26 protein-coding genes and 2 tRNA genes are annotated in these 24,741 nt (G+C 59.9%); 18 read left to right on the top strand and 10 right to left on the bottom strand.

The features are described from left to right. The first annotated feature begins 94 nt into the window (after nt 1-94). The 3 genes from PR018_RS08300 to PR018_RS08290 all read left to right on the top strand — a co-directional run bounded on the left by PR018_RS08300 (nt 95) and on the right by PR018_RS08290 (nt 1,266). A complete protein-coding gene (locus PR018_RS08300; protein ID WP_142823067.1) occupies nt 95-574 on the top strand; it encodes a DUF2938 domain-containing protein in 480 nt (159 codons plus the stop codon). A gap of 46 nt (nt 575-620) precedes the next feature. Further along, nucleotides 621-842 (top strand): hypothetical protein, encoded by a 222-nt coding sequence (locus PR018_RS08295; RefSeq protein ID WP_111218049.1) that lies wholly within the window; start codon nt 621-623, stop codon nt 840-842. A gap of 223 nt (nt 843-1,065) precedes the next feature. Continuing rightward, complete coding sequence (locus tag PR018_RS08290; RefSeq protein WP_142823066.1) at nt 1,066-1,266, top strand: hypothetical protein; 201 nt, start codon at nt 1,066-1,068, stop codon at nt 1,264-1,266. A gap of 445 nt (nt 1,267-1,711) precedes the next feature. Here the strand turns inward: PR018_RS08290 and PR018_RS08285 are convergent, their stop codons facing one another. After that, on the bottom strand, nt 1,712-2,257 hold the full coding sequence (locus PR018_RS08285; protein WP_202617098.1) for a hypothetical protein: 546 nt from the start codon (nt 2,255-2,257) through the stop codon (nt 1,712-1,714). Nucleotides 2,258-2,525: 268 nt separating this feature from the next. Here PR018_RS08285 and dusA point away from each other — a divergent pair, with 268 nt between their 5' ends. Next, a complete protein-coding gene (dusA, locus tag PR018_RS08280; RefSeq protein WP_142829178.1) occupies nt 2,526-3,539 on the top strand; it encodes a tRNA dihydrouridine(20/20a) synthase DusA in 1,014 nt (337 codons plus the stop codon). Between the two features lie 318 nt (nt 3,540-3,857). Here dusA and PR018_RS08275 read toward each other — a convergent pair whose 3' ends face one another. Continuing rightward, nucleotides 3,858-4,070 carry a cold-shock protein gene (locus tag PR018_RS08275; protein WP_111223035.1) on the bottom strand — a complete coding sequence of 71 codons (213 nt, stop codon included), beginning with the start codon at nt 4,068-4,070 and terminating at the stop codon, nt 3,858-3,860. A gap of 112 nt (nt 4,071-4,182) precedes the next feature. Further along, nucleotides 4,183-4,389: a hypothetical protein gene (locus tag PR018_RS08270; protein WP_142829176.1), complete on the bottom strand. Its 207-nt coding sequence runs from the start codon at nt 4,387-4,389 to the stop codon at nt 4,183-4,185. Nucleotides 4,390-4,745: 356 nt separating this feature from the next. Here PR018_RS08270 and PR018_RS08265 point away from each other — a divergent pair, with 356 nt between their 5' ends. The 4 genes from PR018_RS08265 to PR018_RS08250 all read left to right on the top strand — a co-directional run bounded on the left by PR018_RS08265 (nt 4,746) and on the right by PR018_RS08250 (nt 7,363). Beyond that, nucleotides 4,746-5,327, top strand: coding sequence for a DnaJ domain-containing protein (locus PR018_RS08265; RefSeq protein ID WP_142823064.1), 582 nt, complete (start codon nt 4,746-4,748; stop codon nt 5,325-5,327). Nucleotides 5,328-5,613: 286 nt separating this feature from the next. Next, nucleotides 5,614-6,093 carry a hypothetical protein gene (locus PR018_RS08260; protein ID WP_142823063.1) on the top strand — a complete coding sequence of 160 codons (480 nt, stop codon included), beginning with the start codon at nt 5,614-5,616 and terminating at the stop codon, nt 6,091-6,093. A gap of 186 nt (nt 6,094-6,279) precedes the next feature. Next, nucleotides 6,280-6,750: an invasion associated locus B family protein gene (locus tag PR018_RS08255; RefSeq protein ID WP_244615256.1), complete on the top strand. Its 471-nt coding sequence runs from the start codon at nt 6,280-6,282 to the stop codon at nt 6,748-6,750. A gap of 31 nt (nt 6,751-6,781) precedes the next feature. Then, entirely contained in the window at nt 6,782-7,363 is a 582-nt protein-coding gene (locus PR018_RS08250) for an SH3 domain-containing protein (RefSeq protein WP_224127713.1), read from the top strand. 99 nt (nt 7,364-7,462) lie between these two features. Here PR018_RS08250 and PR018_RS08245 read toward each other — a convergent pair whose 3' ends face one another. From PR018_RS08245 to PR018_RS08225, 5 genes are all read right to left on the bottom strand, one after another. Beyond that, nucleotides 7,463-7,666: a hypothetical protein gene (locus PR018_RS08245; RefSeq protein ID WP_142823061.1), complete on the bottom strand. Its 204-nt coding sequence runs from the start codon at nt 7,664-7,666 to the stop codon at nt 7,463-7,465. A 139-nt stretch (nt 7,667-7,805) separates the two neighbouring features. Continuing rightward, nucleotides 7,806-10,751, bottom strand: a complete 2,946-nt coding sequence (gene uvrB, locus PR018_RS08240) for an excinuclease ABC subunit UvrB (protein WP_142823060.1) — start codon at nt 10,749-10,751, stop codon at nt 7,806-7,808. Between the two features lie 127 nt (nt 10,752-10,878). Next, nucleotides 10,879-11,370, bottom strand: coding sequence for a hypothetical protein (locus PR018_RS08235; protein WP_244615254.1), 492 nt, complete (start codon nt 11,368-11,370; stop codon nt 10,879-10,881). A gap of 153 nt (nt 11,371-11,523) precedes the next feature. After that, complete coding sequence (locus tag PR018_RS08230; protein ID WP_142823059.1) at nt 11,524-11,814, bottom strand: hypothetical protein; 291 nt, start codon at nt 11,812-11,814, stop codon at nt 11,524-11,526. A gap of 250 nt (nt 11,815-12,064) precedes the next feature. Beyond that, nucleotides 12,065-12,139: transfer RNA gene (locus PR018_RS08225), tRNA-Asn, on the bottom strand. A 117-nt stretch (nt 12,140-12,256) separates the two neighbouring features. On the opposite strand from PR018_RS08225, the gene PR018_RS08220 reads away from it, so the two are divergent. From PR018_RS08220 to exoR, 8 genes are all read left to right on the top strand, one after another. Next, nucleotides 12,257-12,574, top strand: a complete 318-nt coding sequence (locus tag PR018_RS08220; RefSeq protein ID WP_142829174.1) for a hypothetical protein — start codon at nt 12,257-12,259, stop codon at nt 12,572-12,574. Between the two features lie 157 nt (nt 12,575-12,731). After that, a tRNA-Cys gene (locus tag PR018_RS08215) sits at nt 12,732-12,805 on the top strand. Between the two features lie 468 nt (nt 12,806-13,273). Beyond that, complete coding sequence (locus PR018_RS08210) at nt 13,274-13,774, top strand: hypothetical protein (protein WP_142823057.1); 501 nt, start codon at nt 13,274-13,276, stop codon at nt 13,772-13,774. 205 nt (nt 13,775-13,979) lie between these two features. Continuing rightward, nucleotides 13,980-14,651 carry a protein-L-isoaspartate O-methyltransferase family protein gene (locus PR018_RS08205; RefSeq protein WP_142823056.1) on the top strand — a complete coding sequence of 224 codons (672 nt, stop codon included), beginning with the start codon at nt 13,980-13,982 and terminating at the stop codon, nt 14,649-14,651. 240 nt (nt 14,652-14,891) lie between these two features. Then, nucleotides 14,892-15,845 (top strand): DUF2497 domain-containing protein, encoded by a 954-nt coding sequence (locus PR018_RS08200; protein ID WP_142823055.1) that lies wholly within the window; start codon nt 14,892-14,894, stop codon nt 15,843-15,845. 118 nt (nt 15,846-15,963) lie between these two features. After that, complete coding sequence (locus PR018_RS08195; protein ID WP_142823054.1) at nt 15,964-18,891, top strand: valine--tRNA ligase; 2,928 nt, start codon at nt 15,964-15,966, stop codon at nt 18,889-18,891. A gap of 402 nt (nt 18,892-19,293) precedes the next feature. After that, on the top strand, nt 19,294-20,562 hold the full coding sequence (locus tag PR018_RS08190; RefSeq protein ID WP_142823053.1) for an OmpP1/FadL family transporter: 1,269 nt from the start codon (nt 19,294-19,296) through the stop codon (nt 20,560-20,562). Between the two features lie 666 nt (nt 20,563-21,228). After that, complete coding sequence (exoR, locus tag PR018_RS08185) at nt 21,229-22,032, top strand: exopolysaccharide production regulator ExoR (RefSeq protein WP_142823052.1); 804 nt, start codon at nt 21,229-21,231, stop codon at nt 22,030-22,032. Between the two features lie 22 nt (nt 22,033-22,054). Here the strand turns inward: exoR and xth are convergent, their stop codons facing one another. Next, nucleotides 22,055-22,846 (bottom strand): exodeoxyribonuclease III, encoded by a 792-nt coding sequence (gene xth, locus PR018_RS08180; protein WP_142823051.1) that lies wholly within the window; start codon nt 22,844-22,846, stop codon nt 22,055-22,057. 125 nt (nt 22,847-22,971) lie between these two features. Then, a complete protein-coding gene (gene erpA / locus PR018_RS08175) occupies nt 22,972-23,304 on the bottom strand; it encodes an iron-sulfur cluster insertion protein ErpA (RefSeq protein ID WP_111221744.1) in 333 nt (110 codons plus the stop codon). Nucleotides 23,305-23,349: 45 nt separating this feature from the next. Between erpA and PR018_RS08170 the strand changes: the two genes are divergently transcribed. Then, complete coding sequence (locus PR018_RS08170) at nt 23,350-23,514, top strand: hypothetical protein (protein ID WP_153816507.1); 165 nt, start codon at nt 23,350-23,352, stop codon at nt 23,512-23,514. Continuing rightward, nucleotides 23,511-24,728: a deoxyguanosinetriphosphate triphosphohydrolase gene (locus PR018_RS08165; RefSeq protein ID WP_142823050.1), complete on the top strand. Its 1,218-nt coding sequence runs from the start codon at nt 23,511-23,513 to the stop codon at nt 24,726-24,728. The genes PR018_RS08170 and PR018_RS08165 overlap by 4 nt, the downstream gene beginning before the upstream one ends. The last annotated feature ends 13 nt before the right edge of the window (nt 24,729-24,741 follow it).

The following is a 24,741-nucleotide window of genomic DNA, read 5'->3' as shown; positions in this document are numbered from 1 at the left end:
TTTGGCCGGCTTCGACGGATGGGCATTGCTTTCGCCGGTGCGCCTATGGTTTGGTGCGCGCCTGCTTCCGGCGTCCCAAATTATCGGATTTCACATGGTCGACATTTTCTGGCGCTGCCTTGTCATCGGCATTGGCGCAACGATCCTCATGGATCTCTGGGCGATCCTTTACGCCCGGCTTTCCGGCGGCGGCATGCCGAACTGGGCGCCGGTCGGCCGCTGGTTCTATCACCTCAGCCATGGCACGGTGTTTCACGACGATATCAATGCGAGCGCGCCCTATGCCCACGAACTGGCGCTCGGCTGGATCGGCCACTATGCTGTCGGCATCGCCTACGCCTTCCTGCTGGTGGCGATCACCGGCCCGGGCTGGCTGCAGGCGCCGACATTCCTGGTTGCCTGGATCTGGGCGATCGTCACCGTGGCGGCTGGCTGGTTCCTGCTGCAGCCGGGGCTTGGCATCGGCTGGGCAGCATCGAAGACGCCCAATCCGAACAAGGCTCGCCTGCTCAACCTGGTGGCTCACACGGTATTCGGCTTCGGGCTGTATGGGACGGCGCTGCTGATCCGTTGAATTTACGGGCGGCGCGCGCGCCGCCGACGCTTAAGGAGACTTTGACATGGCCGACGACGAATTCATGACGCTGTACAAGGCAGGCAAGTTCAAGGAGGCGCTGGCCTCGGTGACCGGGACCGACCCCAAGGCGAAATGGACGCCGAGCCGCTATGCCATCGACAAGCGCGTCAACAAGCCGATTTTCTATCGCGGCAACAAGCGCGTTGAGAAGGATGCCAACGGCGAGTGGCAGCTTTCCAAGCACAAGTTCGAGTTCGACGACTAAAGATTTAGTTCGTGTCAGACGACGAATTCGCCTTTTCGGATGGCCTCGGGAACGCCCGATTTCCGCCTTGCTGCTGTCGCGTCGCTGTCTTCGTTGCGGGTTATGCTGATGGCTCTTCCTAGTGCAGTGCAGCATGGTTAATTTTTAACGACTCACATGCTAGGAAGGGAACGAAGACGGCGCATGCGTCGTTTATCCGGTAGCTATCAGGAGGGCCCCGACCATGATCTTCAATTTCTTCAACGCCCGCAAGCGCGCCGCTTCCATCGAAGTCGATGCCATCGATTTTTCCCGCGAAGAAGCGCTGCATCCGGCACTCGAAGCTCTGGTCCTCGCCCAGGAAAAGCAAGTTAATCTCTCGTCGCACGAACGCGACTACGGCGCCAAGCGCGCGCCGATACAGATGCCGGTTGCCTTTATCTAAAGCACCGATCTCCAAACATCACAGGGCCCGGTCGGTTTCATGCCCGGCCGGGCCTCGCTTTTTTGTCGGGTCCGCTATATACAGCGATGCACGCGCGCCCAAGGGCCATGCGCTCCCGACATGAAGATCCCAAACCAAATGCCAATGAATTCCCCATCCACCTACACGGCGCCCGTGCCGACAGCGTCGCCCTATGCATCCGGCGGAAAAATCTTCGCCGTCGCCCCCATGATCGACTGTACAGCGCGCTTTTAAGCTATTGAAATCATTCGTCTCTTTATTTTCAAAAGGTCGATGGTGCAGTTTTGGTGCAATTTGTGCTAAACGACTGGTGCAGATTCAACCAAGGGTGACGCGGGGCTGGGCGTGGCGGGGAATGTCTGCGGGTTAGCGGGCAGTGGCTGAAAACCTGCCCGCTGGGGGGAGTGTCGCAATGGGGCGCTACTCAGGCTTCTGAGCTTGGTGCAGTTGGGCGTTCCGCCGCTTTGGTGAGGTTAACCAGGGACGAGCGCTTTGCCCCACCCGGGCCGAGCAGGTCACTGCTCCAAGGAGAGAAGATCGCCGGGTCGTGGGGTGATGTCATAGTGTCGATGGGCGAGGCTGAGCACCTTGGCAATCCGTCCAACTCCATGTCGTCGCGCAGCCACTCATGGTGCATGTCACACACCCCGTTGCCCGCCTTCCACGATTCCAAGAAGTAGATTTTCTTACCGAGACGTTTTGCGTGCTCTATTTCGCCTAGCGTCGATGAGCCGATGTACCCGTACATATTAAGAACGAAAATCGAGTCACTCGCCGCGATCTTACGGAGGTGGGCTGCATCGAGGTCAGCTTTCTGATCATCAGAGTACCACTGCTTAACCCCGGATTTGTCGCTTGGGTAGACCGCGACAGAGAACACCGTGTGCCCCGCGAGTGTCAGCGCTTCGTTCCAAGCCTTGAACAGCCTTTCGAACCGCGCCGACCCGCAGAGGGTAATTATATCGTTCACATTCCTTTCCTAGGCGGCTCGTGGCCGCGTCTGTTGGTGTCAGCGGTGAGTGTACAAGACCGGGAATCCACTATTCAACAATCCGTTGAATAGACTGGACGAATGGTGCAGTTGGCGAAAATATTGGTGCAGCTGTGGTGCAGTTCTTGGTGCAGTTCAAAAGTTACCCAGCGTCACTGCCAATGGATTCAAATGGTTGCGCGTGGTAGAGAGTGGCCCAAAATGGCCGTGGCGCAGCGTGGTCCTGCGTGGTGCAGTTGGAAAAACATTGACAAATCAATATCTTAAAGGCGAAAAAGTCTTCGCCGTCGCACCTATGATCGACTGGACGGATCGGCATTGTCGGTTTTTGCATCGGCAGATCAGCCGGGAAGCGTTGCTTTATACGGAGATGGTGGTGGCGGATGCTATCATCCATGGGCCGCGTGACAGGCTGCTCGGGCATCATGCCGAGGAGCATCCGGTGGCGCTGCAGGTTGGCGGCTCGGATGCGGGCAAGCTTGCCGAGGCGGTGCGGATTGCCGCCGATTACCGCTATGACGAGATCAACCTGAATGTCGGCTGCCCTTCGGACCGGGTGCAGTCCGGCACGTTCGGCGCTTGCCTGATGCTGACGCCGGATGTTGTTGCCTCTGCCGTGGCGGCGATGAAGGCGGTGACAGACTTGCCGGTGACGGTGAAATGCCGGATCGGCGTCGACGAGCAGGACCCCGAGGTGGCGCTGCCGGACCTGATGGTGCGGGTGCTCGACGCCGGTGCCGACGCCATCTGGATCCATGCGCGAAAAGCCTGGCTGAAGGGCCTGTCGCCGAAGGAAAACCGCGATATCCCGCCGCTCGACTATGACTTCGTCTACCGCATGAAGCAGCGCTTTCCGGATGTGTTCATCGGCATCAACGGTGGCATCAAGACGCTCGACGAGGCAGAGATGCACCTGCGCCATGTGGATGGCGTCATGCTGGGCAGGGCGCCTTATGGCGATACGGCGGTTCTCGCCGATGTCGACCACCGCATCTATGGCAAGCCTTTTTGTGCGCCAGACTGGATGGCGGTGCGCGATACGATGATGACATATGCCGGCGCCCACATCGCCGGTGGCGGACGATTGCAGCAGGTGACGCGCCATATGATCGGGTTGTTTTCGGGCATGACCGGGGCGAGACGGTTCCGGCAGATCCTGTCGAGCGATGCGGCCAAGCCGGGCGCAGGGCCGGAGGTCATCACCGCCGCCTTTGCCGCCGTGGATTTCTCGCCCGCCGAGCCGACGGCGCTTTCGGCCTGACGGCGTCGCCGGCAAGTAAGTTGCGGTGCCAGATCTCCCCCCTCTGTCCCTGCGGGACATCTCCCCCACAAGGGGGGAGAGTGGGCGGAACGGTCAGCCCGCCAGACGAAGATCAGCCGAAAGCCAGGGTCCGCAAGGGAAAAGAATAATCTCCCCACTTGTGGGGGAGATGTCAGCGCAGCTGACAGAGGGGGGCACCGAGCAACGAGGTGGTCTCCCAGGCAATTGCCAAATCTCCAACTCAGGCCCAAAGCACAAAAAAACGGCGCGCCCTGCAGCACGCCGTTCTTGTAAAATTTCGTCGTGACTGGACGGGTCTCAGAAAGCCGAGATGTTGACGGCCTTCGGGCCCTTGCCCATGCGATCCGGCTCGGTGTCGAACGTGACCTGCTGGCCTTCGCGCAGCGACTGGATGCCGGAAGCCTGGAGAGCGGAGATGTGAACGAACACATCCTTCGCGCCGCCTTCTGGCGTGATGAAACCAAAACCCTTGTCCTGGTTGAAAAATTTAACGGTGCCCTTGGTCGCCATGGAAATAGTCCTTTTCCCTCTAGTCCATTTTGCCCGGTGGTCGAAGCCGGACGGTTGTGCCTTCGCGCGGCGCGGAAGACGGGTCGAGTAGTCACGTACGGGGAAAGAACGTCTACGCAGGCTTTGCCACATCTGTCCAGTCACCGGCAAGTAAATGCCCGAGAACCAATTCGTGGCAGCATTTTTTTAAAAAAGCAAGCGACAAAATTTTGACACGTTTCAACCTGCGCGGCATAGCGCCTTTAAACCAAGGGTTTGAAGGGTTTTTGAAGCCCCACGCAAGCCGGTTGTACCATTTCGGGAGGTTGCGTTGATGCATTTTTCGCTGTCCCGGATCGGGATTCCGGCTCTTCCCGGACGTGGTTTCGGGCAGTTTCAGGCGCACAATTCTGACCTCGCAGACCACCGGCATGGTCCGTTATATTCCGCCTATAAAGCCTCTGCCCCGATGGCCCGGCGGCGTGATTTTCGCGCCCGTTGGCACAGGTTTTCGGCATGCGGCCGACGGCCAGTCGCCATAAGGTTGTGGTTGCCTTAAAGTCGGGGATATCGTGACGGTCTCCACAATTTGGTCCCGAGCAAGGCCGATGATATCAACGCGCTGCGGGGGTTGAAGCCGGGCGTGCAAGAGGCTAGTCGGAGTGGGTGCGTGCGGGCAGGCGGAGAGGTAGCAAGATGATGGATCCCTATGCGATGCTCGGTCTCGCGCGCGATGCGGGCCTCGATGCGATCAAGAGCGCCTATCGGAAAGCTGCCAAGACCGCCCATCCCGACAGCGGCGGCGATGCGGAGCACTTTGGCAGGCTGCAGGCGGTGTACGAATTGCTGCAGGACCCGATCCGCCGCAAGGTCTACGACGACACCGGCTACGATCCGCAGCTGGCCGATCCGCGCGACCTGCAGGGGGCGGCGATGATCGAGGCGCTGGTCAACGATTTCATTCTCGATGAGCGCGAGCCCGGCTCATTCGATCCGGTTGCCGCGATGCGCCGCAAGCTCTCGGACGAGGCGGTCAAGAACCGCTTCCACATCCTAGAGCTGGAACGCCACCGGGCCCGCGTCCGCAAACACATGGACCGCCTCGGCCGCCGCCCCGAAGCCGACGTCCTCGGCTCCATGCTAAGGGCCCGGACATCAGCCATCGCCGAGGCAATCCGCAAGGCGGAAGCGCAGGTGGCGACGATCGAGCACGCGTATACGATGCTCGAGGAGTATGGCTACGAGATGGACGTGGTGGAGTTACGGGCGGCGGAGTAGTGACCTCGTATAGGCGCCAAAATAGACGGGAAAATCTTTAACCGTTGTCTTCTTTTCCAGAAATCGAGTAGTTTTTGAGTGTGACGATACGCGGCCGCGATCGCATTTCGAAGCTTAACGCTACATGCAAGATTTGATCTGTTTGGTGGCAATTCTATATATGCGCCGTTGTATCAGTTTCTTATACTCCAATATGGCCGTGATGCTCAGACTCTATTTTGTAGTATGGTTGACTGTCTTGGTTTTTAAGTTCACCTTTTGATCTTATGATTCGTCTTGCGTGCCAATGGAGTTTGACGAAATGAACTTGCGCGGCGCTCTTAGAAATATTTCGCACGAACTTGGCCTTAAAGGTCAGTATACATACGAAGAAGTTATCCGTGAATTGAGAGTTAGGCATTCCAATCTAATCATTGCAGAGTCGCGGAAGCTTGAAACAATGGCCTTGAGGCGCATGCTAAGCGATGTCGAGGCGAGGCAAACTAAGACAAACCGTACCTTACAGGGAGAGCTTTTTCCCGAGTTGGCTGGGTTTCCAGGATCTTATGACGCCCGTAGCGTAGGGCTGACGGATAAAAAGGGCGTTCGAGTGTTGCTGCAGTTGCTTTCTATCAAATCAGTTCGGCAGATTTCCAACTATTCAGAAACTCCAAGGAAAAATGATTCATTGCAAGCTAGGCTCAAATCCTGCCTAGACGTTCTTTCTCCTCATATACAGTCGGATGATGAAGTATTTTGTGATGTTATCAGACGCAGTCGGAAATAGCTCCGGAAGTTGCCTGCGCCGGTTCTTGCCTTAGGCGGTAGATCCGATCTCACACCCCCCCATCACAATATCGTAACCACCCCATTAACCTCCCGGTAACCCTCGACGGGCTCCAATTGGGCCTTCGCGCGGCCGGAAATGTTCCGAAATCCGGCCTGAGTTTGTCCAAAACCCGTCTGGAATATCATGCCCGCAAAACTCCCCATTTTCGCCGTCGCCGCCCTTGTCGCCTCTTCTGCCGCGGCGTTTGCCGAGCCTAGCCGGATCCAGCAGTTCGATGACTGGGGCGTCTATTCCTATGCGGCGAAGTCTGGGACGGTCTGCTATGCGCTTTCGATGCCGACGAAGATGGAGCCTGCCGGAATCGACCATGGGAAGAACTTTTTCCTTGTGTCGCCCTCTGCCGACGGCGGCTTCGTGCCCGAGGCGGTGCGCGGCTATATGCTGAAGCCGGGGGCGCCGATCACCGTTGCGGTCGACGACAAGCGCTTCGCCATGGTGTCCAAGGACAATGCCGCCTGGGTGCGGGACGTGGCGCAGGAGCCGGATCTGGTGGCGGCGATGCGCGGTGGCAGCGATATGACCGTCAGCGCCACCTCGAAACGCGGCACTCCGACCCGCTATACCTATCTCTGGCCGGCATCTCTGCGGCGCTGAAGAAGGTCTCGGCCTGCCGGTGAGGGTGCCCTTGTCCTGCAGCCTTATGGCCGTCGCCGGTTTTTCGGCCATTGTGCTGCTGGTCTCGCCACTCTCGCAGCCGCTGCCATCCGCGGCACCTCTGCTTTCAGGCGCTGGTTCGCCGGCTCCGGTGCTGGCGCCCGGATTTGCGCGCGGCAGCGAAAGCGGCTTGGCCGTGCCGCGTTTCGTGTCGCTGAAGCCGCGCAAGGCGCGCTTGCGCATCGGGCCTTCGCTCGATTATGCGACGCGCTTCATCTATGTCGCGCCCGGCCTGCCGCTCGAGGTCATCCAGGAATATGGACGCTGGCGGCAGGTGCGGGATTCCGACGGTACGTCCGGGTGGATGTATGGCTCGCTGCTATCGGGCCAGCGGACCGGCATTGTCGGCCCCTGGCTCTCGGCCAACGTGCCGCTGCGGGTCGCCGCCAATGCCAAGGCGAGCGCAATCGCGGTGCTGCAGCCGAAGGTGCTGCTGAGGCTATCGGCCTGCGACGGCAGCTGGTGCCGCGTGCATCTGAGCGGGCTGCGGCTCACCGGCTATATCAGGCAAGCCGCCATCTGGGGTGCCTATCCTGGCGAGGTTTTCGGGTGAGGGCGCAAGCTGGCGATCAATTCGCTCGCCGCAGCACCTGCGCCTAAACGCAGGCATCGGATCGTTACGACGGGCGCACGTTTGCGCCGATCTCCATCATCAGCGCTGGGCGGTTCCGTCGATCTTCAGGCGGATCTGGTCGACATTGCCGCGCACATAAATCGTCAGCGGGTTGCCGCCGGCGCCGGATACGGCAAATGCGATGATCGACACGTCTTCCTCGAAGGTCGTCACATAGAGCACCTGCGCCGGATTGACGTAGACGGGCTGGTTGTGGGTATTCTTGAAGCCGATCAGCGCCATGGTTTCGTCCTCCTTAGGGCAAGTGACATATGGCTTGCCATGCGGAGATTGCCTTAGTCTTAACAGCGCGGCCGCAACCTATCAACGAGCGCTACCGGACCCAAGTTTTTTCGCTTTTCGCGCTCCGCCGCCCTTGTTTTTACCGCCCCGGCCGTCCCGTCTTGCCCTTGGTGCGCTTCTGGCGCTTGACGTCGCCGGCGTCTTCGTAGGAGCCGGCGCCGGCCTTGGCGCGGATGATCGGGCGCAGGTCGTCCTTGCCGGATGCGGAGCTGCCGTCCTTGTCCGGCTGGCCTTCGAGCAGCGGCGAAAAGCGCTTCTTGCTGCTCACCGTTTCCGGCGGGCGTTCCGGCAGGCTGCCCGCCGCTGGCTTCTCCGTCCGCCCGACCGTCATCTCGTCGAGGCTGTTCTTGCGGAACAGCGGCCGGGCCGTATCGGTGCCGGGTCCCATGTCGTCGAGGGAGGGTTTCTGAAAGTAGGAGGCCGAGGATGCGGATACGCCTCCCTCCGTCGGCTGCGCCGACATCTCCCCGACAAGGGGGGAGATGGGAGTTTTGCGCTTGCCCTTTGGCTTGCCGTTGTCGCCTTCGACCGCCCTGGCTTCTTGGCGGGCCATCGGGTCGTCCATGACGGCGAGTTCGGCGGCCTTGAGGCGCTTGATCTCGTCGCGCAGCCTTGCTGCCTTCTCGAAGTCGAGGTCGGCTGCGGCGTCGCGCATCTGCTTTTCCAGCGCGTTGAGATGGGCCTGCAGGTTGCCGCCCACCAGGTTGCCGCCATCGGCAAAGCCCTTGCCCGACACGCCCGAGATATCGGCGCGAACGTGGTCGCGCTCGTAGACGCTGTCGAGAATGTCGGAAATCCGGGCCTTCACCGATTCCGGCGTGATGCCGTGGGCGGTGTTGTAAGCCATCTGCTTTTCGCGGCGGCGCGAGGTTTCTTCCATCGCCCGCTTCATCGAGCCGGTGATGTTGTCGGCATAGAGGATCACCTTGCCGTCGACGTTACGCGCCGCGCGGCCGATGGTCTGCACCAGCGACGTCTCGGAGCGCAGGAACCCTTCCTTGTCGGCATCGAGAATGGCGACGAAGCCGCATTCCGGGATGTCGAGGCCCTCACGCAGAAGGTTGATGCCGATGAGCACGTCGAAGGCACCGAGCCGCAGGTCGCGAATGATCTCGATGCGCTCCAGGGTGTCGATGTCGGAGTGCATGTAGCGCACACGCACGCCCTGTTCGTGCAGGTATTCCGTCAAATCCTCGGCCATGCGCTTGGTGAGGACAGTGACCAGCGTACGGTAGCCGGCAGCCGCCGTCTCGCGGATCTCGCCAAGCACGTCGTCAACCTGGCTGCGGGCGGAGCGCACTTCGACGGGCGGATCGATCAGCCCGGTCGGGCGGATGACCTGCTCCGCAAAGACGCCGCCTGATTGCTCCATTTCCCAGTTTCCGGGCGTCGCCGACACGGCGATGGTGTTGGGGCGCATGGCGTCCCATTCCTCGAACCGCAGAGGCCGATTGTCCATGCAGGACGGAAGGCGGAAACCGTATTCGGCCAGCGTCGCCTTGCGCTTGAAGTCGCCCCGGTACATGCCACCGATCTGGCTGACGGAGACGTGGCTCTCGTCGATGAACAGCAGGGCATTGTCGGGGATGTATTCGAACAGGGTGGGTGGCGGCTCGCCCGGGTTGCGGCCGGTGAGATAGCGCGAATAGTTTTCGATGCCGGCACAGGAACCGGTCGCCTCGATCATCTCGATGTCGTAGCGGGTGCGCTGCTCCAGCCGCTGGGCTTCCAGCAGACGGCCGCCTTTTTCAAGCTCGGCCAGCCGCATTTTCAGCTCTTCCTTGATGTGGCGGATGGCGCCGTTCAGTGTCGGGCGCGGCGTCACATAGTGCGAGTTGGCGTAGATCTTGACCGATTTCAGGTCGCCCGTCTTGTGGCCGGTCAGCGGGTCGAACTCGGTGATCGAGTCGATCTCGTCGCCAAACATCGAAATCCGCCAGGCCGCATCTTCCAAGTGGGCGGGAAAGAGCTCGATCGTATCGCCGCGCACCCGGAAAGAGCCGCGCTGGAAATCCATGTCGCGGCGCTTGTACTGCTGGGCCACGAGGTCGGCGAGCAATTGCCGCTGGTCGAGCTTGTCGCCGACCGTCATCTGGAAGGTCATCGCCGTGTAGGTCTCGACCGAGCCGATACCGTAGATGCAGGAGACGGAGGCGACGATGATGCAGTCGTCGCGCTCCAGCAGCGAGCGGGTGGCGGAGTGGCGCATCCGGTCGATCTGCTCGTTGATCGACGATTCCTTCTCGATGAAGGTGTCGGAGCGCGGTACATAGGCTTCCGGCTGGTAATAGTCGTAATAGGAAACGAAATATTCGACCGCGTTGTCTGGGAAGAAGTTCTTGAACTCGGAATAGAGCTGGGCCGCCAGCGTCTTGTTCGGTGCGAGAATGAGGGCAGGGCGCTGCGTCGCCTCGATCACCTTGGCCATGGTGAAGGTCTTGCCGGAGCCGGTGACGCCAAGCAGCACCTGGCTGCGCTCGCCGGATTCGATGCCGGCGACAAGTTCCTTGATCGCCGTCGGCTGGTCGCCGGCCGGCTCATAGTCGGACTGCATGCGGATCCTGATACCGCCCTCCGATTTTTCCGGCCTGGCAGGGCGATGCGGGGTCCACATCTTGCCGTCCTTGAACAGCGGATTGCCGCTCTCGATCAGCGCCGAAAGCGCCTCGACCGTGGCGGTGACGGCCGTGCCTGCATTGGCGGCGTCTTCGAGCGACGTATCCATGCCGGAAACCGGATTGAGCCCGGCGGCAGCCCGCGTCTTCGGATCGGTCGAACCGCCCATGGATGTACCGCGCGCCGATTTCGAGGCGGCGATTTCCACCTTCTTGCGATGCTTGCCGGCCTTGGAGGCGATCTCGCGCTGCGTCTCGACGCCGGAGATCTCGGCTTCCGCTTCGAGCTGCTTTACCCAGTCGGCAACCCCGCCTGACAGCGGCGCGCCTTCGAACGGCGCCTGCGGCGCCTCCTCGAAACCGGTATTTCGATCATCGCGAGCGGGAGAGTTTTTCGGGGATCTGGCCATGCCCGGAATATGGAGCGGCGAAGGCGGAAAGTGAAGAGGGGATGAGTACAAAACGGCAACGGCGCAGCAGTTTGCCACAGTGGCTGACCGCTTGCAGGTGCAGGCCGCCGCTTTTCAGAGCACGTGGCTAGTGGGGGCCGCAGACCTCTGATATCTTCTTCTGGGCAAAATTGCGCGCCAGATTCTGGATATCGCCGACCGAGCTCAGCAATTCGCCGACGGGGCCGCTGACGCTGACACGGGCGTCGGTGACCTTGCAGGCGCCGATATCGACGGACATCGATGCCTGCAGCTTGCCCTTCATATCGATGCCGCCGAGAAGTCCGTGCGAACTCGATTTGCAGGCAAGGTCAGCCTGGGCGTTGATCTGCACGCCATCCGGCGCGGTGCAGAGATCGAGGCCGGTGAGGTTGAAGCGCTCCTTCTTGTCGAAACCGGGAATTTTGGCGCAGGGATCGGCTTCGTCGGCGGCCTTCAGGATGCCGGGACCGTATTTGCTCTGCAACAGCGACCAGCAGCTGGGCGCCGCCATCGCAGCCGTCTGCGGCAGCACAAGAGCGACGAAGGTGCCAACGGCAAGGCTGAGGGCGCGAAGTCGGGGGAGGGATGTCTGGATCAAGGGATCGATTCCTGCTGGGACACGAAATGTTGCAGACGCCGCCAGCGGGTCTTGGCGCGGGACGCTGAACTGGCGCTATCCTCCACTGCTTTGCCCGTTCGATCAACGGGAAATCGGGCTCGGTTCTGCAACGTGGCGGGCTCGGCGCAGCGCCTATTCGGCGCAATCCCATTCGCGGGCAATAATATAGACACCCTTGTTGGTGACATCGCCACGCGGGGAAATTAGCTTTCCCTTCATGTAGTCGCCGCTGTCGCCGACTTCCTTACCTTCGAAGGTCCAGCTTAACCCGATAGTCGAGCCGTCGCTCCAGTCCGGATGGATGTCGTCCGGGTTTGGGGATGCCAGAATCCGGGCCGAGGCGTCATTCGGTGTACATTGTGCCGCCAGCGAAAGGCCGGGAGAGAGCAAGACGGCAGCGACAAGCAAAGGCACAAATTTCATTCTCACGCTCCTCGGGCGACGCGGCAACGGCTTTTGGCGATCATTCGGGGGCGCCCCGTGACCTGTCCAGTTGTAGTCAACTGGTTGCAGGTCGTGTGTGAGAGCGCAATGTGCCATGAAGCATGGTAGCGGTTCATTTTTGGGAAGTAGCGATCTCGGGCATTTCACCCAACGTGTGAATGGGAAGCGGGAAACCATTGCACCGAAAAAGAAAAAAGCCTCTGCATCTCTGCAAAGGCTTTTTATAATTTGGCTCCCCGGGCCAGATTCGAACTGGCGACCTGTCGATTAACAGTCGAATGCTCTACCGCTGAGCTACCAGGGAAGACCGCTTGGCGCGGTGTGAGTGGCCTAATACAAATGCTTTCCCGATTTGCCAAGCGGTTTTTTCAAAAATCGCCCATCGGCTTGCATTAATCGCCCATATCCCCATTTCCTGTGGATGAATGATGCTTCGAACCCACCGCATGCGGACGCCACGCGCCGCCCCAGGCCGAAAAAACGTTTTGGCGTCGATCACGCACGCGGCAAGCTGGTGCTCGGCTCCGTGCACGTGCCGCTGCCGAAATCGCGGCTGGCGCGCATGTCGGTCGGCACGGCGCTGATCGGCGGCGGTTGCCTCGGCTTCCTGCCGATTCTCGGATTCTGGATGATACCGCTCGGTTTCGTCATCCTCTCTCAGGACAGCGCCACCGTCCGCCGCTGGCGCCGTCGCATGTCGGTGTGGTGGGGCCGCAAGCGTCAGCCGGACAACAAATAGTGTATGCTGCCCGGAAAAGCCGCATCGCTTCGCTGCGGCAGGGCTAGCAAGGACAGCCGATCTGGGCCGCGAAGGGCACGAAAAATTATCCCGTTGGCGGCGAATGGTCTTGCGCTCTGTCTAGAGCTAGTCTAAATCGCCGCGACCACACACGGATGGCCTCGTGGCGGAGTGGTGACGCAGAGGACTGCAAATCCTCGTACCCCGGTTCAATTCCGGGCGAGGCCTCCACTTTTTTATCAGTGAAATCAATTTTTTAGATCAACGCCAGTTGTTATTGGCAGCTTTGCATATTGCTGACATCTAGCAAGCCGCTCCTCCTTGGTTTCCAGGATTTCGACCGGAAAGCGGGGAATCCCTGCGACGTGGATTGCAACGTTGGACTTGGTCTGCCAACTTAAACCGAAGCGTTCACCGGTGATCAAATGACTGAGACAAAAATCAAGCTTGATCCTCCTGCAACCGAGGTGACTAGGTTTTTTGAGAACAAGCTCGAAGACCTTAAATGCGAAGCATGCGGAACTGATCTTTGGAGTGTTATGACTAACTCCGAGAAGTACGTTACTGGCTTCTCTGTGACAGACAGCACCGGGTATGAAACATTTAAAATACCCGTTTCGATAATATCGTGTGCTAATTGCGGGAATATGAAGACATTTTCGATGGCCACAATCATAAGTTGGCTGGAAGCAAATCCAAATGGTTAAGTTGGTGGTTGAAAATAAAAGCCCGTTGCAAAGCATCGGCGGTGGGGGGGCAAACGGTGGTATGAGCGAAGTGGATGCGAAAATTGCAGCTGCAGAGGCGAGAACTGACACAAAGTTTGCTGAGTTGCTCGGTGAGTTAAAGCTCATTAATGCTAAAATGGGTCATCTGGAAACCACCACCAACGGCACGAAAATGACAGTCATTGTGACGGCCATTGCGGCTCTCGGCTTGACTGTTGCGATTATGGCTTATGGTGGCCAGTGGTTCAGCGTGGGAATGGATGCTCAAAAAGTTTCACAAGACGCCGTCGAAAAAATGACGCCTCCAATCAACGCGATGAACGCGCACTACGACGCACTAAACAAGCGCGTTGAAACTCTAACCGCTGATACAAACGAAAAATTCGACGCTTTGCTGAAGGCGGTGCAAGATAATTTGCCGAAGGAGAAGCCGTTACCTTCGCCTTTTTACCAAATGCCGACAAAACAATAGTAAATGGCAGATCATTGAATGTTTGCGTCGTAAATCTGATCATGCTTTTGAGTTAGGTAGCGGATTGCAGGCAACGTTCCCGCCCGCTTCGCCAACTGCGCTCCCCCGCACGAATTTCCCTCCGGTCCACATCCACGCCTTGAAAGCTTTCGCGGTGGCGATTAAGACGGTGCACGGATAATCGCTTTTGATGGGGCGGGACAGCATGATGGATTTCGGAACCGCGCGGCTGAAGATGGTCGAGAGCCAGATCAGGACGACGGATGTGACCTCGCACTCCGTGCTGAACGCTTTCCTCGCCGTGCCGCGCGAAGCGTTCGTGCCGGAAAAGCTCAAGGTGCTGGCATATATTGATAATGACGTCGAGATCTGTCCTGCTCGTGACGGCAATCCGCCCCGGTACCTGATGCAGGCATCGCCGCTGGCAAAGCTGCTGCAGCTTGCGGCAATCGGCAAGGACGATGTCGTCCTCGAGGTCGGTGCCGGGACGGGCTACACCTCGGCGCTGCTGTCGCTGCTTTCGGGCTCGGTCGTCGCGCTCGAATGCGACGGCGCTTTGGCGTCGCAGGCGCGCGAAACGCTTTCGGCGCTTGGCTATGGCAATGTCACGGTGGCGACGGGTGCGCTCGAAAAGGGCCATGCGGCCGGGGCGCCTTACGATCTGATCTTCGTCAACGGCGCGGTCGAAGAAGTATCCTCCGATCTTTTCGAGCAGTTGCGTGACAATGGCCGTCTCGTCGTCGTCAAGGGTTTCGGCAATTCGGCGCGTGCCTCGGTGTTCGTGCGCGAACGTGGCGCAATCTCGGAAAACGCATTTTTCAACGCTTCCGTGAAGGCGCTGCCGGGCTTTGCCAAGGTCAAGGAATTCGTCTTCTGAGCAATACCATGGGTTGACGATCTTTCGGACGGGCACCCTGGGTGCCCGTTTTCATTTGCAGTTTTTCCATAGCCGCTGCTTTTGCGTGCGGCTCTGGACAAGGTAAACAAAACTGTGCATCAGCGGACTTAGTCGATTCGCGGTGATTTTTTTCCCCCGGAGAGTATCCTAAGGTAGCGATGATTCGAATGGCTGGCGCGCTGGCATTTCGGTCCTTTCTGCAGGATAACGGGGATGAAAATGGCTCAGTCCAATGTTGCGCGTGAACCGTCGATGGAAGAGATTCTTGCCTCTATCCGCAAGATCATCGAAAGCAACGAGCCAGGCGGTGGTCCTTCCCTGTCGGCCCCGATGCCGCCGGTGTACGAAGCTGCGGAAAACGATGACAACGACATCCATCTGACCGTCGACGATGAGTTCGAAGGCGCGCTCGACGACATGCCGCCGATGCCGGCTCCCCAGGACCCGCGGTTCGTTGCCGCCAATTCGGCCGGCCACGATCCGGATGCAGCGCCGCGCAGCACCATGTCGCTCGCCGACGTGGCAGCCCGCGTGCGTGCCGCTTCCGATCGCAATTCCATGCAGATGAACGCGTCGCGTGAAGCGGCGCCGTCTCGCGAATTGCCGCCGGCGATGGCCGCCCGTCTCGCCGAGGTGCGCCTTGGCTCGCATGCGATGCAGCCCGATGCCGCCGAGGCGGAAGTGCGGCATACGCAACGTGAACCGATGGCCGCCGTGTCGCAGGATTTTGCGGCCGAGATGTCCGACGTGGTCGTGCACATCAGGCCGGTCGAGCCTGTGCAGCAGGTCGTCGAACAGGTCACTCGGGCGCCTGACATGCCATCCGGTGTCCGGACACAGCCGCAGCCCGAGCGCGCCACTGCACCGCAGCCGGTTCATGTCGAGCCGGAAGCCGCCTATGTCGCGCCTGCTGAGCAGCATGACCGGTTCCTGCCGCAGCTGCATGAAGAGGCCCAGAAGATGCTGGTCTCTGAAGCCACCGGCGAGCAGGTTGCGCGTTCGTTCGACGAGCTTGCCGCAGCGCTTGGCGCCGAGCGCCGCTCGCTCGACGACATAGCCCAGGACATGCTGCGGCCGATGCTGCAGGAATGGCTGGACGACAACCTGCCGACGCTGGTCGAAAAGCTGGTACGCGAGGAGATCGAGCGGGTTGCCCGCGGGCCCCGCCGCTAGTTTTTCCCGACACCTGGCGACAACAGCCGCTCCGGGCACGGGGCGGCTTTTTTATTGACTTGCCGACGGCCATCCTGTTTACCAACCGGCATCATCGAACTCTAGATCCGGTCCCAAAATGCTCGAAAAGACCTATGATTCTGCCGCTGTTGAGCCGAAAATCGCCCAGAAATGGGACGAGGCCGACGCGTTTCGCGCTGGTGCCAATGCCAAGCCGGGAGCCGAGACGTTCACCATCGTCATTCCGCCTCCGAACGTCACCGGTTCGCTGCACATGGGCCACGCGCTCAACAACACGTTGCAGGACATCATGGTGCGTTTCGAGCGGATGCGCGGCAAGGACGTGCTCTGGCAGCCAGGCATGGACCATGCCGGCATCGCCACGCAGATGGTCGTCGAGCGCAAGCTGAAGGAATTGCAGCTGCCCGGCCGTGTCGCCATGGGCCGCGAAGCCTTCATCGACAAGGTCTGGGAATGGAAGGACGAGTCGGGCGGTCTGATCTTCAACCAGCTGAAGCGCCTCGGCGCCTCCTGCGACTGGTCGCGCGAGCGCTTCACCATGGACGAGGGGCTGTCGGAAGCCGTCCTCAAGGTCTTCGTGTCGCTCTACAAGGAGGGCCTGATCTATCGCGGCAAGCGGCTGGTCAACTGGGACCCGCAGTTCGAAACCGCAATCTCCGACATCGAGGTCGAAAGCCGCGAAGTCAACGGCCATATGTGGCACTTCAAATACCGCCTGGCTGGCGGCGAGACATACACCTATGTCGAGAAGGATGCCGACGGTAACGTCACTTTCCAGGAGGAGCGCGACTACATCTCGATTGCGACGACCCGGCCGGAGACGATGCTGGGAGATGGTGCCGTGGCCGTTCACCCCTCGGATACACGCTATGCACCTATCGTCGGCAAGCTCTGTGAAATCCCCGTCGGGCCGAAGGAGCATCGCCGCCTGATCCCGATCATCACCGACGAATATCCGGAACCAGATTTTGGCTCCGGCGCGGTGAAGATTACCGGCGCCCATGATTTCAACGACTACCAGGTCGCCAAGCGCAACGACATCCCGCTCTACCGGCTGATGAACGGCCGCGCCGAAATGCGCGATGACGGCGAGCCCTACGCAGTCTGCGCTGCCCAGGCGCAGGCGATTGCCCGCGGCGGCGACATGCCGACGGAATCCGAAATCGACGACATCAACCTCGTACCGGAAGAATATCGCGGCCTCGACCGGCTCGTCGCCCGCAAGCGCATCGTCGATGCGATCAACGCCGAGGGCCTGGCGGTTACCGTCAAGGATGCCGACGGCAACGATATTCCCTACGTCGAAGCCAAGAAGATCATGCAGCCGTTCGGCGACCGCTCGAACGTCGTCATCGAGCCTATGCTGACCGACCAGTGGTTCGTCGATGCGAAGACGCTGGCAGGGCCGGCCATCGCCTCCGTGCGCGAAGGCCGCACCAATTTCGTGCCGAAGAACTGGGACAAGACCTATTACGAGTGGATGGACAACATCCAGCCCTGGTGCATTTCGCGCCAGCTTTGGTGGGGTCACCAGATCCCGGCCTGGTATGGCCCGGATGGTCAGGTTTTCGTCGAAAAGACCGAGGAAGAGGCGCTGCAGGCGGCGATCCAGCATTACCTGTCTCACGAAGGTGTCTGGAAGGCCTGGGTCGAGGAGAAACTGGAGAACTTCAAGCCGGGTGAAATCCTCATCCGCGACGAGGATGTGCTCGACACCTGGTTCTCGTCCGCCCTCTGGCCGTTCTCGACGCTCGGCTGGCCTGAGCAGACGGCCGAGCTTGCCCGCTACTATCCGACCAACGTGCTGGTCACCGGTTTCGACATTATCTTCTTCTGGGTCGCCCGAATGATGATGATGGGCCTGCACTTCATGAAGGACGACGCCGGCAACGGGGTAGAGCCGTTCAATACGGTCTATGTTCACGCACTGGTTCGCGACAAGAGCGGCCAGAAGATGTCGAAGTCGAAAGGCAACGTCATCGATCCGCTGGAACTGATCGACGAGTACGGCGCCGACTCGCTACGTTTCACGCTGGCCATCATGGCAGCGCAGGGCCGCGACGTGAAACTCGATCCGGCGCGCATCGCCGGCTACCGCAACTTCGGCACCAAGCTGTGGAATGCGACGCGTTTCGCGGAGATGAACGGCGCTGCCAGTGGCGCGCATTTTGTGCCCGAGGCGGCCGAACTGACGGTCAACCGCTGGATCCTGACGGAACTGGCGCGCACCACCCGTGATGTCACGGAGGCGCTGGAGGCTTACCGGTTCAACGACGCGGCCGGCGCTCTCTATCGCTTTGTCTGGAACCAGTTCTGCGACTGGTACCTGGAACTGCTGAAGCCCGTCTTCATGGGCGAGGAAGAGGCTGACAAGGTCGAAGCGCAGGGCTGCAGCGCCTACGTGCTGGAAGAGATCTACAAGCTTCTGCATCCGTTCATGCCGTTCATGACGGAGGAGCTCTGGGCCCACACAGCTGGCGAGGGCAAGGAGCGCGATGGATTGATCTGCCACGCAGACTGGCCGGTGCCGTCCTATGCGGACGATGTCGCGGCAGCAGAGATCAACTGGCTGATCGACCTCGTCTCGGGCATCCGTTCTGTGCGCTCGGAAATGAACGTGCCGCCGGCAGCCACGGCGCCGCTGGTGTTCGTCGATGCCAATGGCGTCACCCGCGAGCGGCTGTTCCGCCACGATGCGGCGATCAAGCGGCTTGCCCGCGTCGAGGCTATCTCGCTCGCCGAAGCTGCGCCGAAGGGCTCGGCACAGATCGTCATCGGCGAGGCGACTGCATGTCTGCCGCTGGGCACATTGATCGATATCGACGCCGAGCGGAGCCGGCTTGAAAAGGCTGTCGCCAAGGCACAGGCCGAGGCGGATCGCATCGTCGGGAAATTGTCGAACGAGCGGTTCGTTGCCAACGCCAACCCCGAAGTCGTGGCTGCGGAACGCGAACGGCTGGAGGAGCTGCAGAGCCAGCTCGCCAGCCTCAAGGTCGCCCTGACAAGGCTCAGCGAAGTCGGCTGATTGCTACGACCGTTTAGAATCGTTCGGTGGAATTACAAAGGGCGTGCCACGAAAGGGGTGCGCCCTTCTTGAATCCATAGAAAATTCGACTTCAGGTGGATTGGTTACATTCAAAGTATAGTCTCGGGTTGAATATCAAACCCCTCATTTTAAGGGGGTGGTTATATTTCGCTGCTGTGATCCGTTTGATACATCGCGCGCAAGTCAGAGAAAGAGAATCTAGTTCAAGCACTAAACGATACATTCTCGGGAAGAAAATTTTGCGCTTTGTGATATTCACGCGATAGGATGCCGCTACTTCTCGTGGAGCGCGCTCCAGTATTGATATCACGGGCTTATCGTTACGTTGCCTATTCTTGCGATGACCGTAAGATTGCCGCAGTTGGGTACCGGGGAAGTGTAATGGGACATCGTGCAGTGGCCAAGGCCGCCCTCGTGCTGCTTGCCGGCTGTAGCTTCGTCAGCTCCGCAGCGGCCGGAGGCATCGAGCGCGCGGGTTATGACATAGATCTGCTGTTCGATAAGTCACGCTATGCTTTCGAGGGCGGAGTCACGTTCGTGATGCCGGAGCGCAAGCTGACCAATGCACGTGACATCAATCCACGTGATGGAAACCTCAACAATCGCCCGCAGTCCGTCAGCGACGGTCCCAATTTTGGCGTGCCTTCCGTGGGCATCAAGATCGGTATCACAGACGATGTCGATTGCCTGGCCGACTACTCCGAGCCGTTCGGCGCCCATTCCAATCCCGGGACAAACTGGGCCGGTGCCAACTATAACAGCGACGAAAAGATATACAGCCACAACTACGGCCTGACCTGCTCCTACAAGTTCGATGCAGGTCCGGGCCAGCTGCGGCTGATCGGCGGTGGCTTCTACCAGGAGGTCGGTGGATTCAAGGAAGAATTGGTGGTGCCCTTGCCGGCGTCGCTGTCGTCCCTCTACAGCGGCATGGGTCGTCTCGATATCAGCGACAGCGGCTGGGGCTGGCGTTCGGGCGTTGCCTACGAGATCCCCGAATACGCCATGCGGGCCAGCCTCGTCTATAACAGCCAGGTCAAGTACGACAATCTGTCCGGCACGGTGGATCTGACATCCGTGCCGAAGATTGCAGTCCCGGGTAATCCGGCGGTGGGCACGGTCACGCCCGTCTACGGATCGGCCACGGCGCCGGATTCGCTGGAGCTGAAGCTGCAGACCGGCATCGCGCCCGACTGGCTGGCGTTCGGTTCTGCCAAGTGGACCAACTGGAGCACGCTGCAGAGTATCGCATTCTGTCCGAAATCGACGCGCGGAGTTGTCGCCTGCAGGCCGGGCAGCGCCGCGGAACTGACCTCCCTCGATCTCCTCTACAAGGACGGATGGACGTTGAGCGGCGGCATCGGCCACAAGTTCAATGCCCAGTGGAGCGGCGCCGTCAGCCTCACCTGGGACCAGGGCACGAGCCAGGGCTATGGCCTGTCGTCCGATACTTGGATGCTCGGGGCAGGCCTTTCCTTCTCGCCGACCGAGCATGTCGAATACCGGCTTGCCGGCGCTGTCGGTCTGCTAACTTCAGGCAAGTCCGGGACCGTTACCTCCGGTGGCGTGACCTACGGCGACGATGTCACCTATCGCTACGGCAACGATTTCGTCGGCGCCCTTTCGACGTCGGTCAAGGTCAAATTCTAGCTGTCTCAACCACCGTTTGTGCCAGGATGTACTCGCTCCTTTCAGTTGTTCCGGGCGGGCACGTTCGCGCCGTTGCGCCATTTTGTGACGAAATCGCAACACTCGTTTGCAACCGTTTACGTTGCCCGCTCCTGCGGGAAATCTGTCCATTTCCCGCCACAAATAGAGCGCACCGATAAGCGCGGGCTCAGGGCGAGCCCGTCTGAAAACGTGCAGTGGGGATCTTCAGGCTGATTTCGGAGAGTGTGAGACAAGTGTCATGACTGAGGTTCGAGTGACTTCGAGCTAACGGGTGTAACGTTTTGTTGCCATGGTGCTTTTTGAATATTCGAAAGTCTGCCTATCGATCCTGAACGAGGAATTATTTGGCGTTTGAAGAGCCAAAAAATGCTTCGTTGGACGTGCCTACGCTGGTTTGGTCACAATTTCGCGATACGGTTGAAAATGTGACGAATGGCGAGGCGGCAAATGTTTCCGAAGTTTGGAAACGGCTTGCCGCAGCGCATGGACAAGCGGCGAGTGGATCCTGGAGCGGGGGCGTTCTCAAGGTCCGGTCGGAATGGAATGCGGGCCGGTGTAGGCGGCTTGTGGGAGTTTATCCGGCGCTGAACGGTGACGAGGGGTTGATCGTGGCGTATCCGGATAGAGCGAAAGAAATCGACTGTGATGCTTAGATCCGAGTTTCCATCAGTACGAGTTATGTGGCTTGGCATGGCGTTGATCGTGCCGGCTGCCGTTGCGGCACCTGCCTTGGCCTTTGATATCAATGCCGGCGTCTCAAAGGAATCGGGACCCTTCGACCTCTTCAAGTTCGGCTTCAAGGCCTACAAGAACGGGCAGAAGGAAGAAGCCGTCGAGGCTTACAAATATGCGGCCGAGAAGGGCCATACCGGCTCGCGATGGGCACTTGCGAACATGTATGCCGATGGCGACGGCGTTGCACAGGATGACTTCGAGGCCTTCAAGATCTACAATGAGATCGCCCAGCAAGGCGTCGAGCCCGGGTCCGAAGACACCGGCTTTTTCATCAATGCGCTGCTTTCTCTCGCCAACTATTACAAGAGCGGAATTCCCAACACCCCCGTCAAGACGGACCTGAACCAGGCGCGCCAGCTGTATTTCCAGGTCGCATCGACCTTCGGTATCGCCGAAGCACAGTTTCAGCTGGCGAAGATGATGCTGTCGGGCGAGGGCGGCACGTCGAATGTCCAGCAGGCGAAGAAGTGGCTCAATCAGGCTCGCAAGAGCGGCCATCCCGGTGCCATGGCCGTGTTCGGCAACATCCTGTTCCAGGAAGGCCAGTCGACACGCGGGCTCGCGTTCATGACGGCGGCTCTCGACAAGTGCAAGCCGAAGGATTGTCCGTGGATGGAAGACCTGCAGGAGCAGGCTTTCTCCGTCGCCAACGAAAACGACCGCCGCAACGCCGTCGTCATGGCCCACAAGCTCGACGTGACCGCTCCGGAGTGATGGGGCGGACGGTTATTGCCGCTCAGCCCGCAAAATCGAAATGGGCAACGACGGGGACGTGGTCGGACGGCTTTTCCCAGGCGCGAACGTGTTTCTCAACTGTCGCCGAGGTCATTTTGTCGGCAGCTTCGGGTGACAGCATCAGGTGATCGATGCGGATGCCGTTGTTTTTTGGCCAGGCACCGGCCTGATAATCCCAGAACGTGTAGAGCTTTGACTGATCGCTTGTCGCCCGCAGGGCGTCGGTGAGGCCGAGATTTTCCAGTCTTCGAAATGCCTGGCGCGTCTGCGGCAGGAACAATGCGTCATTCGCCCAGACCCTTGGATCGAAGCAGTCGTGCGGCTCCGGGATGACATTGTAGTCGCCAGCAAGGATCAGCGGCTCCTCCAGCGCCAGTCGACCGGCTGCAAACACCTGAAGGCGCTCCATCCAGGCGAGCTTGTAGGGATATTTTTCGGTATCGACGGGATTTCCATTCGGAAGATAGATGCAGCCGACCCTCAGCGTCCGGTCGCCGGCGATGGAGAAGGAGGCTTCGATGAAGCGCGACTGCTGGTCGGTGTCGTCACCCGGCAGGCCACGGATCACCGCATCCGGCTTCTGCTTCGACAGGATCGCGACGCCGTTGAAGCCCTTCTGGCCGTGGGTCTCGACATGATAGCCGAGCTCCTCGAGCTGCAGCCTCGGAAAGCCCTCGTCGACTGATTTGATTTCCTGCAGGCAGGCGATATCGGGACTGGAATCCTTCAGCCACTGGCAAAGGTTGTCGATGCGGGCCTTGATGCCGTTGATATTCCAGGTGGCGATTTTCATGGGCGAGGGACTCCTTGGATTGCCCCTTTTATCGTCACGACCGGCGCTTGGCCATTGGCTTCAGGACAAAAGAAAACCGGCCGGCGGCTGTGCCGTCGACCGGTTGCGCAGTACTGTATGTCGTTTCAGACGGAGAAGCTGGTGCCGCAGCCGCAACTGGCAACCGCGTTCGGGTTGTTGATCTGGAACGACTGGCCGAGCAGGTTGTCGACGAAATCGATCTGCGAGCCTGCCATGTAGATCAGCGACAGCTTGTCGATGAAGACTGTGGCGTCGCCCTTGGCAACGACGATGTCGTCCTCGGCGGGGGCTTCGACGAGATCGAATTTGTAGGAAAAGCCCGAGCAGCCACCGCCTTCGACGGCGACGCGCAGCGCGCTCTTGCCGGTTTCCGCACTGACGATTGCGGCTATGCGCTTGGCGGCGGAATCCGAAAGGGTTACAGTTGTTTCGGTCATGATGTCCTCCTGCCGGGGTCAAGGCCCGGAGAGAATGAGTTGAGGATGGCGTTCAAACGCCTGATATCGAACAAGGCTATCACCAAAGTTCTGGCGGCGACAGCAGCAGTTGGGAGTTTTTGCCGGACTGCTTTGCCGTTCCTTGAAACTGTAGGTATGAAGGCCGGAACGCGGCGTCAATGGCCAGCGGCCGAGATGGATGGATTATGACGATCGACAGGCATGCATTGGGTTTCGGCACGGGCGAACGGGCGATCTACGCGGCGGACCCCTGGACAACGCGCGGCCGGCTCTATGACGAATCCTCCAGCCCGACCCGGTCCGATTTCCAGCGCGACCGCGACCGTATCGTGCACACCACCGCCTTCCGGCGGCTGAAGCACAAGACCCAGGTTTTCATCGCCCAGGACGGCGATCACTATCGCACGCGACTGACGCATACGATCGAGGTGGCGCAGGTGGCAAGGGCGCTGGCAAGGGCGCTGCGGCTCGACGAGGACCTGGCCGAAGGCGTCGCGCTGGTCCATGATTTCGGCCATACGCCGTTCGGCCATACCGGCGAGGATGCGCTTCACGAGATGCTGCAGCCCTATGGCGGCTTCGACCACAATGCCCAGTCGCTGCGCATCGTCACCAAGCTGGAGCGGCGCTATGCCGAGTTCGACGGGCTGAACCTGACATGGGAGACCCTCGAGGGACTGGTGAAGCACAATGGCCCGCTGCTGGCGCCGGACGGCAAGGGCACGCACGGGCCGGTGCCGCAGCCGATCCTCGATTATTGCGAGTTGCACGACCTGGAGATCGGCAGCTATGCCAGCCTCGAAGCGCAGACGGCGGCGATCGCCGACGATATCGCCTATAACACGCACGATATCGACGATGGCTTGCGCTCCGGCTATCTGAGTTTCGAGATGCTGGAAGATATCCCATTCCTGGCCGGACTGATGGCCGAGGTCAGGGACCGCTACCCCAATCTGGAAGCCAGCCGGTTTACCCATGAGATCATGCGCCGGCAGATCACCCGGATGGTCGAGAACGTGATTTCGGTGGCGCAGGAAAATCTTGCCTCGATCCGGCCGACGAGCGCTGATGATATCCGCAATGCCGGCCGCGTTGTCGCCGCCTTCTCGCCCGACATGGCCGAGACCGACAGGCAGATCAAGGCGATGCTGTTCAAGCGCATCTACCGCCACCCCGATATCATGCGCATCCGTGCGGATGCGGCGCAGATCGTCACCGACCTTTTCCACGCCTACATGGCCGATCCGCGCGAGATGCAGAGCCACTACTGGGTGGATCATATCTCCGGCCTCGCCGATGCCGCCAAGGCCCGGCATGTCGGCGATTATCTGGCCGGAATGACCGATACCTATGCCATAAGTGCCCACAGGCGATTGTTTGACCAGACTCCCGATTTGCGTTAGGCACCGGGTCGCC

Source organism: Rhizobium rhododendri (assembly GCF_007000325.2).
GTDB classification, from domain to species: Bacteria; Pseudomonadota; Alphaproteobacteria; order Rhizobiales; family Rhizobiaceae; genus Rhizobium; species Rhizobium rhododendri.
This window is presented reverse-complemented; position numbering and strand designations above follow the sequence as displayed.

Excerpts from the sequence above, each read along its gene's own strand:
- PR018_RS08200 (WP_142823055.1), top strand. The coding sequence starts at position 14,892 with ATGGCTCAGTCCAATGTTGCGCGTGAACCGTCGATGGAAGAGATTCTT.
- PR018_RS08295 (WP_111218049.1), top strand. The coding sequence starts at position 621 with ATGGCCGACGACGAATTCATGACGCTGTACAAGGCAGGCAAGTTCAAG.
- PR018_RS08255 (WP_244615256.1), top strand. The coding sequence starts at position 6,280 with ATGCCCGCAAAACTCCCCATTTTCGCCGTCGCCGCCCTTGTCGCCTCT.
- PR018_RS08290 (WP_142823066.1), top strand. The coding sequence starts at position 1,066 with ATGATCTTCAATTTCTTCAACGCCCGCAAGCGCGCCGCTTCCATCGAA.
- PR018_RS08195 (WP_142823054.1), top strand. The coding sequence starts at position 15,964 with ATGCTCGAAAAGACCTATGATTCTGCCGCTGTTGAGCCGAAAATCGCC.
- PR018_RS08275 (WP_111223035.1), bottom strand. The coding sequence starts at position 4,070 with ATGGCGACCAAGGGCACCGTTAAATTTTTCAACCAGGACAAGGGTTTT.
- PR018_RS08210 (WP_142823057.1), top strand. The coding sequence starts at position 13,274 with ATGGTTAAGTTGGTGGTTGAAAATAAAAGCCCGTTGCAAAGCATCGGC.
- PR018_RS08230 (WP_142823059.1), bottom strand. The coding sequence starts at position 11,814 with ATGAAATTTGTGCCTTTGCTTGTCGCTGCCGTCTTGCTCTCTCCCGGC.
- exoR (WP_142823052.1), top strand. The coding sequence starts at position 21,229 with ATGCTTAGATCCGAGTTTCCATCAGTACGAGTTATGTGGCTTGGCATG.
- PR018_RS08170 (WP_153816507.1), top strand. The coding sequence starts at position 23,350 with ATGGCGTTCAAACGCCTGATATCGAACAAGGCTATCACCAAAGTTCTG.
- uvrB (WP_142823060.1), bottom strand. The coding sequence starts at position 10,751 with ATGGCCAGATCCCCGAAAAACTCTCCCGCTCGCGATGATCGAAATACC.
- PR018_RS08205 (WP_142823056.1), top strand. The coding sequence starts at position 13,980 with ATGATGGATTTCGGAACCGCGCGGCTGAAGATGGTCGAGAGCCAGATC.
- PR018_RS08165 (WP_142823050.1), top strand. The coding sequence starts at position 23,511 with ATGACGATCGACAGGCATGCATTGGGTTTCGGCACGGGCGAACGGGCG.
- PR018_RS08190 (WP_142823053.1), top strand. The coding sequence starts at position 19,294 with ATGGGACATCGTGCAGTGGCCAAGGCCGCCCTCGTGCTGCTTGCCGGC.
- PR018_RS08300 (WP_142823067.1), top strand. The coding sequence starts at position 95 with ATGGTCGACATTTTCTGGCGCTGCCTTGTCATCGGCATTGGCGCAACG.
- PR018_RS08220 (WP_142829174.1), top strand. The coding sequence starts at position 12,257 with ATGAATGATGCTTCGAACCCACCGCATGCGGACGCCACGCGCCGCCCC.
- PR018_RS08270 (WP_142829176.1), bottom strand. The coding sequence starts at position 4,389 with ATGCATCAACGCAACCTCCCGAAATGGTACAACCGGCTTGCGTGGGGC.
- PR018_RS08245 (WP_142823061.1), bottom strand. The coding sequence starts at position 7,666 with ATGGCGCTGATCGGCTTCAAGAATACCCACAACCAGCCCGTCTACGTC.
- PR018_RS08260 (WP_142823063.1), top strand. The coding sequence starts at position 5,614 with ATGGAGTTTGACGAAATGAACTTGCGCGGCGCTCTTAGAAATATTTCG.
- PR018_RS08265 (WP_142823064.1), top strand. The coding sequence starts at position 4,746 with ATGATGGATCCCTATGCGATGCTCGGTCTCGCGCGCGATGCGGGCCTC.
- xth (WP_142823051.1), bottom strand. The coding sequence starts at position 22,846 with ATGAAAATCGCCACCTGGAATATCAACGGCATCAAGGCCCGCATCGAC.
- erpA (WP_111221744.1), bottom strand. The coding sequence starts at position 23,304 with ATGACCGAAACAACTGTAACCCTTTCGGATTCCGCCGCCAAGCGCATA.